This window comes from Asticcacaulis sp., assembly GCF_051954415.1.
Taxonomy (GTDB): domain Bacteria; phylum Pseudomonadota; class Alphaproteobacteria; order Caulobacterales; family Caulobacteraceae; genus Asticcacaulis.
The window spans coordinates 111,271-120,932 of sequence record NZ_JBQCHT010000033.1 but is presented as its reverse complement, the minus strand read 5'-3'; the positions used below and the strand labels follow the sequence as shown (position 1 = coordinate 120,932).

The following is a 9,662-nucleotide window of genomic DNA, read 5'->3' as shown; positions in this document are numbered from 1 at the left end:
CTGGCCGATACGGTCAACGCCGCCCTGGCGCGCTCAGGTTTCGACGACCAGCGCCAGGCCTTCCGCCGCCATGTCGCAGCCTTGCTAAAAGATCATCTATACGCCTATGATCCAATAGATACACTCGCCATACTGACACATCAGGATATGGTGAAGGAGATGAAAATGATGGTATCGACAATCGGCGCTAAATCATAAACTTAGCCTTAGATGATCATGAAAATTCTTTTAATCGCTAATTGTCACGCCAAACCGTTAAGCATCATTTGTAATACGCTTTGCCCTTCGGCAGAATTCGATTGGGTCGAGGTCAATCGTCTCAGTGAAAGTGACCGCGAGAAGGTGACGCAAAAAATAAGGGAAGCGGATACTGTTCTCTATTATCCAATTTCCGACCGGTGGCCCCAGGATTTTGTACGAGGGGATGCTATCAGGGAAAATGCCAAGTCTGCCTTCACACTAACAAACGTTTATTTTGGCGGATTACATCCAGATGTTACCCTGACCGGGAAGAAACCGCGATTGCAAAGTCCGCTGGCCGATTATCACAGCCGCACCGTATTGATGAGTTTTTTGCACGGTCTCGGCGAAAAAGCGGCATTTGATCTTATTGAAAACAGCCAGTTTGCTGAAAAATTTGGTTATTTGAATGTCTGGTCTGCAAGTCTGGCAGAACTGCAAAAACGAAGTAATGAAGCAGACATTCACTTTTACGATGAATTTGTTGAGATGCTTTACGAGCGCCTTCCTCTTTTTGTGGTAAATCATCCGACTACCCACCTCATGTTCATCTACGCGCGGAAAATTTTGTCGCATCTGGGCCTGAAGGCCAGTTCGATGACGTCAGACTGTTTTCCTCAATGGATGCAGGCCCATGCGATATTTCCGGTATTTCCTTATATATCTGAAACCTTCAACCTGCCCTATTCGGTTGATCTGTTGAAGGTGCCTAAATCAGAAACGTATATGTCAATGCCCGAGTTTATCAGTAGGTGCTATGCCATGTACCGTGATTACAACCGCGAAGATATGATCGCCATGGATAATTATGTGGACTGGGAAGCAAAGTTTCAGGCGGCGCTTTGAAACTTGTCTGGGTATACCGCAGGCGTCTCGCTCAATTGTTGGAACCTTGTATCGAAAAGCTGGCTATCCTGGGAAGCAAGAAGAAAAGACTGGACCTCAAATCTACGCGTGTAGCTTCAAAATGGCTTGGCGCGGTGGATTTCGAAAGAGTGAAGAGAAATGAACCGTACCGTGATTGAAGAATAAGCCGTGTTCGGAACCGGTTTTACCCGCTTTTTGCCAAAAGGTCTGCGCAATGTCATTCTGGGCCTCTCGAATGACTATCATTTCGGCAGTCCGCACATACGTTATGCACCGGTAAAGGCCCGGCGCGCGTATCGCGGTGAACGCGTCGCCATAGCCGGTCTTTTTTCGGTGCGCTGCGGCCTGCAACGGGCCGCAGACCTGATGGCGATGGACATGGAAGCCAGGGGTATTCCAGTCTTCCGCATGGATATGGCCAAGGCCCTGCGGCTGGTGACAGACATCGAGCGCACCGATACCGGCGGGTTGAAGGAGATGGCGAATTTTGCTCCGACCGACATCATCATCCATGCCGCGCCGCCCCTGTTTAACCGCTTTCTGAGCAAGCTGGGACGCGAGGCCTATAGCCGGTCTGCCATTATTCCTTACTGGCACTGGGAACTGGCGGAGGCTCCGTCAGATTGGGGCAAGGCGCTGAAATGGGCCGACGGCATCTGGGCGCCGACGCCCTTCGTGGCTGACGCGATCAGAGCCGTCATGCCCGAGGCGCGACCAATAAGGATCGTGCCCAACGCGGTTGATGCCGATCCTTTTGCGCCTGTGAGTGATGCGGAGGCCGCAAAAGCTCGCGCCTATCTGGGCATCGATAAGGAGGCATTTGTTGCCGGCTTCACCTTTTCGATGGCGTCCGGGTTCTGGCGCAAAAACCCGCTGGGCGCTATTGAAGCCTTCCAGGCGGCATTTCCCAAAAATCAGGCGGCCCGTCTGATCCTGCGCTGCCATGATTGTGCGCTTTACCCCGCTGGGTACGATCTGCTAAAGGCCGCGGCGCTGGCGGACGCACGTATTCTGCTATTTGATGGGCGTGACCGCAAAATCGGTCTTGGCGATTTCTACGCGGTGATCGATGTGCTTCTGTCCCTGCATCGCTCGGAAGGCTTCGGCCTGACTCTGGCCGAAGCGTTGCAATCCGGACGCCGCGTCATCACGACCGACTGGGGCCTGGCGCCGGAACTGGCGGCGGACGCCGGTGTCGTTCAGGTGCAGTCCTGCCTTGTTCCCGTGCAAGACCCGCAGGGCATATACGAAGATTACACGGCGCAAAAATGGGCCGAGGCGGATATTGGTGCGGCGGCGAAAGCCCTTCAGGCTCTCGCCATCCGTTCCTAGATCACGTAATCCAGGCCATCACCCAGGAAGCCGTTTGCCAGCATGTAGGCGACAACTTTTTCCGCCAGTTGCTCCGGCGTCTGGCTCGTGGTGTCGAGCGTCAGTTCCGGGCTTTCCGGCGCTTCATACGGGCTGTCGATACCGGTGAAGTTTTTGATCTCACCGGCGCGGGCCTTGGCATAGAGGCCCTTCACGTCGCGCTTTTCCACCACGTCGAGCGGGGTCGAAACGTAGATCTCGATGAACTCGTTGTCGCCCAGCAGTTCGCGCGCCATCTGGCGCTCGGCCCGGAAGGGCGAGATGAACGACACCAGCGTCACCAGGCCGGCATCGACCATCAACTTCGAGACCTCAGCGACGCGGCGGATATTCTCCACGCGGTCGGCATCGGTGAAGCCGAGATCCTTGTTCAGGCCGTGGCGGACATTGTCGCCATCGAGCAGATAGGTATGGTGGCTGAGCGACAGCAGTTTCTTCTCGACCAGATTGGCGATGGTCGATTTGCCGGCGCCGGAAAGCCCGGTGAACCACAACACGGCCGGTTTCTGGCCCTTGGCGGCCGCACGGGTCGCCTTGTTGACGTCGAGCGCCTGCCAGTGGACATTGGTGGCGCGCCGCAGGCCGTGCTCGATCATGCCGGCGCCGAGCGTCAGGTTCGACACACGGTCGATGACGATAAAGGCGCCCATTTCATGATTGTCCGCATACGGATCAAACGCCACGGGTTCCTGCAAGGCGATATTGACCAGCGCCACTTCGTTCAGCTTCAGCGTCTTGGCGGCCAGATCGGCGAAGGTATTGACGTCGGTCTTGTGCTTTATTTCGGTCACCGACGCCGAAACGGTTTTCGCGCCGATCTTGACCAGCAGGGTGCGGCCGGGGATCAGTTCCTGCTCACTCATCCAGATCAGGCGGGCCTGGAACTGATCGGACACTTCGGGTCGATTGTCCGTTGCGGAGATCACGTCACCGCGCGAGATATCGATTTCGTCTTCCAGGGTCAGCGTAATGGCCTGGCCGGCAGCGGCGGCCGGCAGGTCGCCGTCATAGGTGACGATCGCCTTGACCTTGGAGCTTTTACCCGATTTGGCGACCAGCACCTCATCGCCCGGACGGACCGTACCCGAAGAGATGGTGCCGGAGAAGCCGCGGAAATTGAGGTCCGGACGGTTGACCCACTGGACCTGCAAACGGAAAGGCTTTTGGCTTTGGTCCTGATCGATCTGCACCGTTTCCAGGTGCTCAACGAGCGTCGGGCCCTGATACCACGGCATCTTGTCGCTGCGGCCCAGAACGTTGTCGCCATAGCGGGCGGACATCGGAATGGCCTGCAGGGTCTCGAAACCGAAATCAGCAGCGAACGCCTGGTAATCGACAACAATCTCGTTGAAGACGTCCTGGCTGTAATCCATCAAGTCGATCTTGTTGACCGCCAGCACCACATGTTTGATGCCGAGCAGCGACACGATGAACGAGTGCCGGCGCGTCTGAGTCAATATGCCCTTGCGCGCATCGATCAGGATGACGGCGAGATCCGAATTGGAGGCGCCGGTCGCCATGTTGCGCGTATATTGCTCATGGCCGGGGGTGTCGGCCACGATGAACTTGCGCTTGTCGGTCGTGAAGAAACGGTAGGCGACATCGATGGTGATGCCCTGTTCGCGCTCCGCCTGCAAACCATCGACCAGCAGGGCCAGATCGATATCATCGCCCACCGTGCCGTGCTTCTTCGAGTCCTTCTCGATGCTGGCCAACTGGTCCTCGAAGATCAGCTTGGTGTCATAGAGCAGACGGCCGATCAGGGTCGACTTGCCGTCGTCCACCGACCCGCAGGTCAGGAAGCGCAGCAGGTCTTTCTTCTCGTGCGTGGCCAGATATTCGACCAGTGCCTTGGTATCCAGGGCGTCTTCCATAGCGATCGCGTTCATCTTAGAAGTATCCCTCGCGCTTCTTCTTTTCCATCGAGCCGGCTTCATCGTGATCGATCAGGCGGCCGGAGCGCTCGGAGGTGCGGGCCACCAGCATCTCGGCCACAATCTCTTCCAGGGTGGCGGCTTCGGATTCGACGGCGGCGGTCAAGGGGTAATCCCCCAGGGTGCGGAAGCGCACGGACTTCATTTCCGGCACTTCGCCGGGGTTGAGCGGCAGGCGGTCGTCATCGACCATGATCCACTGGCCGCCGCGCTGCACCACCGGGCGCTTCTTGGCGAAATATAGCGGGACGATGGGAATGTTCTCCATCAGGATATATTGCCAGATGTCCAGTTCGGTCCAGTTGGAGATCGGGAAGACGCGGATCGATTCGCCCGGCTTCACGCGGGCATTATAAAGGTTCCACAGTTCCGGGCGCTGGTTCTTCGGATCCCAACCGTGATTGGCGGTGCGGAAGGAGAAGATGCGCTCCTTGGCGCGGCTCTTTTCCTCGTCGCGGCGGGCGCCGCCGAAGGCCGCGTCGAAGCCGTGCAGGGTGAGGGCCTGCTTCAGCGCGTCGGTCTTCATGATGTTGGTGAAGACGTTCGAGCCGTGATCGAACGGGTTGACATTATTGGCCACGCCCTCCTGGTTGGTGTGGCTGATCAGGTTCAGCCCAAGGCGCGCCGCGGTCTCGTCGCGGAACCTGATCATCTCGCCGAACTTCCACGTCGTGTTGACATGCATGAAGGGGAAGGGGGGCTTTGACGGGTAGAAGGCCTTGAGCGCCAGGTGCAGCATGACCGACGAATCCTTGCCGATCGAATAGAGCATGACCGGATTTTTGAACTCGGCCGCCACTTCGCGCATGATGAAGATCGCCTCGGCTTCCAGGCGCTTCAGATGAGTCATTCGTTCAGGCGTAACAGGCATACAGAAACCTTTTTCATGCGCCTCTTCGGCACATTCGTCATTCAGAGCGGCCTATCTAACTTTACTCTTTGCAGGGAACAAACCACAAAGTCTAAACTCTGGCTTAAGATGCGGTGGCTAGGGTAAGGAACAGGGAGCCAGCTTGCGCAGAGCGCATAAACGGCACTAAAGGTCTATAATGCAGTTCAAGACGCTTGCCATACCCGGTCCGGTTCTTATCCAGCCCAAGATGATTGGCGATGCGCGCGGTTTCTTCATGGAAGCCTTCAAGGACGGCTGGTTTCGGGAAAATGTTGCCGATGTCACGTTCGTTCAGGACAACCAGTCCCTGTCGCGCGAAACCGGCACCATCCGCGGCCTGCATTACCAGACCGAACCCTTTGCCCAGGGCAAGCTGGTGCGCTGCCTGAAAGGGGCGATCTTCGATGTGGCGGTGGATATTCGCCCTGACTCGCCCAGCTTTGGCCAATGGATCGGCGAAACCCTGACCGCTGCGGGCGCAGAACAACTGTGGGTGCCGGCGGGCTTCGCGCATGGTTTCTGTACGCTGGAACCGGATACGGAGGTCTTCTACAAGGTGACCTGTCCTTACAGCGCGCCTCATGATGCCGGGATTGCCTTTGACGACCCTGACATCAGCATCAACTGGCCCACCGATATTGCCACGGCGATTTTGTCGGCTAAGGATAAAATCCAGCCGCCTCTTTCGTCGCTTAAGTCATAAAGGCACAACCCAATCATGCGTATTCTCGTCACCGGTGGTGCCGGCTTTATCGGTTCGGCCCTGGTCAGGTATCTGGTCGGTGAGGTCGGCGCCGATGTGCTCAATCTCGACAAGCTGACCTATGCCGGTAATCTGGAATCGCTGGCGCCGATCGCCGGCGCCAATAATTACCAGTTCGTCCAGGGTGATATCTGCGACGGTCCGAAGCTCAGCCAGGTTATTGCCGGTTTCCGCCCTGATCATATCATGCACCTGGCGGCGGAAAGCCATGTGGATCGGTCGATCACCGGCGCGAAGGATTTCATCGAGACCAACGTCATGGGCACATTTGTCTTGCTGGAGGCGGCGCGTCACTACTGGAGCGGCCTGAAGGGTGAGGCAAAAGCCGATTTCCGCTTCCTGCATGTCTCGACCGACGAGGTCTATGGCAGCCTTGGCGAAAGCGGCCTGTTCGGGGAAACCACGCCCTATGATCCATCCTCGCCCTATGCCGCCTCCAAGGCAGCGGCCGATCATCTCGCCAAGGCCTGGCACCGGACTTACGGCCTGCCGGTCTTGGTCTCGAACTGCTCGAACAATTATGGTCCCTATCACTTTCCGGAAAAGCTGATTCCCCTCAGCATCATCAATGCGATGGAAGGCCAGCCTCTGCCGGTCTATGGCGACGGCTCGAACATCCGCGACTGGCTGCATGTGGAAGACCATGCCCGAGCTTTGCATCTGATCTGCGCCAAGGGACGCCTCGGCGAAACCTATAATGTCGGCGGCCGCAATGAGCGGCGCAATATCGACGTGGTGCGGCGCATCTGCGCCCTTATGGATCGGCTGCGCCCGCAAAGCTCGCCGCACGACCGCTTGATTACCTTCGTCACTGACCGTCCCGGTCATGACCGGCGTTACGCCATCGATGCCGCGAAGCTGGAAACCGAACTGGGCTGGCAGGCGCAGGAAACCTTCGATACCGGCATTGAGAAAACGGTACGCTGGTATCTCGATAATGAAGCCTGGTGGCGCCCCCTGCGCGGCGAGGTCTATGCCGGCGAACGGCTGGGAATTGTGAAAGCTTAGATGATGCGTATTCTTGTGACCGGAAAAAATGGCCAGGTCGATACCGCCCTGCAGATCGAAGGCGAGCGGCTGGGGCTTGAGATCGTGCGGATTGGCCGGCCCGATGTCGACCTGTCGAAACCGGAGACGATCGAGACAGCGGTGCGGGAGATCCGTCCCGAGGTCATCATCTCCTCGGCGGCCTATACGGCGGTGGACAAGGCCGAGAGCGAACCCGAGCTGGCACAGGCGGTCAATGGCGATGCGCCCGGCGTCCTGGCCCGGCTGGCGGCCGAACTCGATATTCCCATCCTGCACCTCTCGACCGATTGCGTCTTTTCCGGTGACAAGGATGAACCGTATACCGAGTTGGATACGCCTGCGCCCATCAGCGTCTACGGCAGGACCAAACTGTCGGGCGAGGAACAGGTCCGCGCCGCGACGGATAACCATGTCATCCTACGCATTTCCTGGGTCTATTCGTCACTGGGCAGCAACTTCGTGAAAATGATGCTGCACCTCTCCGAAACACGCGGCGAGGTGACCGTCGTGGCCGACCAGCTTGGTTGCCCGACCTATGCGCCGGAGGCCGCGCGCGCCGTGCTGGCCATTGCCCAACAGGTCGTCATCGATCCTGACCCGACGATCCGCGGCACCTTCCATCTCGCCGGGGAGGGGGAAGCGACGCGTGCCGACTTTGCCAAAGCCATTTTCAAAGGCGCTGGAGCGCGCGGCCATAAGCCTGTCCATGTCAATCCCATCGCCACGGCCGACTATCCGACGGCGGCGAAGCGTCCGTTAAATGCCCGCCTGAACAGCGACAAGCTGGATGAGGTCTTTGGCCTGCGTCTGGAGCCCTGGCAGGATTCGCTCGACGTCTGCCTCGATGAACTGATAATAACCGGCAGATGAGACAGAGGATTTCCCTATGAAGGGCATAATATTGGCGGGCGGCAGCGGTTCGCGCCTGTATCCGATGACACTCGGCGTCTCCAAGCAGATGATGCCGATCTACGACAAGCCGATGATCTATTATCCGCTGTCGACCCTGATGATGTCCGGCATCCGCGATATCCTGATCATTTCGACGCCCCATGATCTGCCGCAGTTCCAGAAACTCCTCGGCACGGGCGAGCAGTGGGGTATTCAGTTATCCTACGCCGAACAGCCGGCGCCGGAGGGCCTGGCCCAGGCCTATATTATCGGCGCCGATTTCGTTGATGGCCAGCCGTCCTGCCTGATCCTGGGCGATAACATCTATTACGGCCCGTCGCTGTCCGGCTTTCTGGAAGAAGCGGCCGCCATCACCTCCGGCGCCAGCGTCTTCGCCTATCAGGTGTCCGATCCGGAACGCTACGGCGTGATCGAATTCGACGCCAATTTCCAGGCCGTATCCATCGAGGAAAAGCCGGTGAAACCGCGGTCGAACTGGGCGGTGACCGGCCTCTATTTCTACGATCATCAGGTCATAGATATCGCCGCCAATCTCAAGCCCTCGGTGCGCGGCGAACTGGAAATCACCGATATCAACCGCACCTATCTGGAACGCGGCGAACTGCGCGTGAAGCCGATCGGTCGCGGCTATGCCTGGCTCGATACCGGCACGCCCGACAGTCTGCTGGATGCCGCCGATTTTGTGCGTGTTCTGGAAAAACGGCAGGGCATGAAAATCGCCTGTCCGGAAGAGGTGGCCTGGCGGCGCGGCTATATCGACAATGCCCAGTTGGCCGCCCTTATTACCCGGCTGGATAGGAGCGATTACGGCCGGTACTTGCAGAAGCTGATAGATTAGGCCAGCCGCGTTTCCACCGCGCCGAAGGCGACAAAGTGCGGATTGGCGTAATCTCCGTCATTATCCTGGAACCGTTTGCCGTATTTGAGCGGCTGGCCGTCGAGGGTCTCGACCCGCCCGCCGGCGGCGCGCAGGACGGCGTCACCCGCCGCCGTATCCCATTCCATGGTGCGGCCCATGCGCGGATAAATATCGGCGCGGCCTTCGGCGATCAGGCAGAATTTCAGCGATGACCCGGCCGCGACAAAATCGGCAACCGCATAGGCTTCGAGATAGGCCTGCGTTTCCGCGCCGCCATGCGAACGGGAACCGACCGCGATCAGACCGCCTTCCGGCTGGCGCACGCTTATGGGGCGCGCCTCACCGATTGCGCCATTGGCGACCTCGGCCATAAAGGCGCCCCCCGATTTACCATTCAAGCCGACTGAACCCCACCAGATCTTGCCCAGCGCCGGTGCATAAACGGCCCCCAGAACTGGGCGGCCATCCTCGATCAGGGCGATATTGACGGTGAACTCGCCGTTTTTCGAGATGAATTCCTTGGTGCCGTCGAGCGGATCGACCAGAAAGAAGGTGCCGGCGGTGGTGGGGAAGCGTCCCGCGGCGGCTTCCTCTTCGGCGATCACCGGAATACCGGGCGCGATATGCTTCAGGCCGGCCAGGATAATGGCCTCGGCCTTCTGGTCGGCTTCGGTCACCGGCGAGGCGTCGCCCTTCGTGACCACGGCAAAATCGGTGGCGTAGATACGCATGATTTCGGCGCCGGCGGCCAGCATGATCGGGTTCAGGTCCAAGGGAAACTCCGGGAATCGGGAA

General features: G+C 58.4%; 10 protein-coding genes. 7 read left to right on the top strand and 3 right to left on the bottom strand.

Annotation, left to right across the window (positions count from 1 at the left end):
• The 3 genes from ACTHND_RS11520 to ACTHND_RS11510 all read left to right on the top strand — a co-directional run.
• The coding region (locus ACTHND_RS11520) for a hypothetical protein (RefSeq protein ID WP_440178092.1) at window positions 1–198 on the top strand (198 nt) is incomplete at its 5' end.
• 12 nt (window positions 199–210) lie between these two features.
• A complete protein-coding gene (locus tag ACTHND_RS11515; protein ID WP_440178091.1) occupies window positions 211–1,086 on the top strand; it encodes a WcbI family polysaccharide biosynthesis putative acetyltransferase in 876 nt (291 codons plus the stop codon).
• Window positions 1,087–1,275: 189 nt separating this feature from the next.
• On the top strand, window positions 1,276–2,439 hold the full coding sequence (locus tag ACTHND_RS11510) for a glycosyltransferase (protein WP_440178090.1): 1,164 nt from the start codon (window positions 1,276–1,278) through the stop codon (window positions 2,437–2,439).
• Here ACTHND_RS11510 and cysN read toward each other — a convergent pair.
• Together cysN and cysD are read right to left on the bottom strand one after the other, a co-directional pair.
• The gene (gene cysN, locus ACTHND_RS11505; RefSeq protein WP_440178089.1) at window positions 2,436–4,367 is read right to left on the bottom strand and encodes a sulfate adenylyltransferase subunit CysN; all 1,932 of its coding nucleotides are present in this window, start codon (window positions 4,365–4,367) and stop codon (window positions 2,436–2,438) included. The two genes, ACTHND_RS11510 and cysN, sit on opposite strands and share 4 nt — an antisense overlap.
• A 1-nt stretch (window position 4,368) precedes the next feature.
• Complete coding sequence (gene cysD, locus ACTHND_RS11500; RefSeq protein ID WP_440178088.1) at window positions 4,369–5,283, bottom strand: sulfate adenylyltransferase subunit CysD; 915 nt, start codon at window positions 5,281–5,283, stop codon at window positions 4,369–4,371.
• Window positions 5,284–5,461: 178 nt separating this feature from the next.
• Between cysD and rfbC the strand changes: the two genes are divergently transcribed.
• Genes rfbC through rfbA form a run of 4 tightly spaced genes read left to right on the top strand, consistent with a single transcriptional unit; the run spans window position 5,462 to window position 8,846 of the window.
• A complete protein-coding gene (rfbC, locus tag ACTHND_RS11495; RefSeq protein ID WP_440178087.1) occupies window positions 5,462–6,007 on the top strand; it encodes a dTDP-4-dehydrorhamnose 3,5-epimerase in 546 nt (181 codons plus the stop codon).
• A 15-nt stretch (window positions 6,008–6,022) separates the two neighbouring features.
• Entirely contained in the window at window positions 6,023–7,075 is a 1,053-nt protein-coding gene (gene rfbB, locus ACTHND_RS11490) for a dTDP-glucose 4,6-dehydratase (protein WP_440178086.1), read from the top strand.
• Window positions 7,076–7,966: a dTDP-4-dehydrorhamnose reductase gene (gene rfbD / locus ACTHND_RS11485; protein ID WP_440178085.1), complete on the top strand. Its 891-nt coding sequence runs from the start codon at window positions 7,076–7,078 to the stop codon at window positions 7,964–7,966.
• 16 nt (window positions 7,967–7,982) lie between these two features.
• Window positions 7,983–8,846 carry a glucose-1-phosphate thymidylyltransferase RfbA gene (rfbA, locus tag ACTHND_RS11480; RefSeq protein WP_440178084.1) on the top strand — a complete coding sequence of 288 codons (864 nt, stop codon included), beginning with the start codon at window positions 7,983–7,985 and terminating at the stop codon, window positions 8,844–8,846.
• Here the strand turns inward: rfbA and cysQ are convergent.
• The gene (gene cysQ, locus ACTHND_RS11475) at window positions 8,843–9,640 is read right to left on the bottom strand and encodes a 3'(2'),5'-bisphosphate nucleotidase CysQ (RefSeq protein WP_440178083.1); all 798 of its coding nucleotides are present in this window, start codon (window positions 9,638–9,640) and stop codon (window positions 8,843–8,845) included. The genes rfbA and cysQ overlap by 4 nt on opposite strands.
• Window positions 9,641–9,662: the final 22 nt, after the last annotated feature.

Coding starts and splice junctions, on each gene's coding strand:
- ACTHND_RS11515 (WP_440178091.1), top strand. CDS start 211: ATGATCATGAAAATTCTTTTAATCGCTAATTGTCACGCCAAACCGTTA.
- cysN (WP_440178089.1), bottom strand. CDS start 4,367: ATGAACGCGATCGCTATGGAAGACGCCCTGGATACCAAGGCACTGGTC.
- cysD (WP_440178088.1), bottom strand. CDS start 5,283: ATGCCTGTTACGCCTGAACGAATGACTCATCTGAAGCGCCTGGAAGCC.
- rfbC (WP_440178087.1), top strand. CDS start 5,462: ATGCAGTTCAAGACGCTTGCCATACCCGGTCCGGTTCTTATCCAGCCC.
- rfbB (WP_440178086.1), top strand. CDS start 6,023: ATGCGTATTCTCGTCACCGGTGGTGCCGGCTTTATCGGTTCGGCCCTG.
- rfbD (WP_440178085.1), top strand. CDS start 7,076: ATGATGCGTATTCTTGTGACCGGAAAAAATGGCCAGGTCGATACCGCC.
- rfbA (WP_440178084.1), top strand. CDS start 7,983: ATGAAGGGCATAATATTGGCGGGCGGCAGCGGTTCGCGCCTGTATCCG.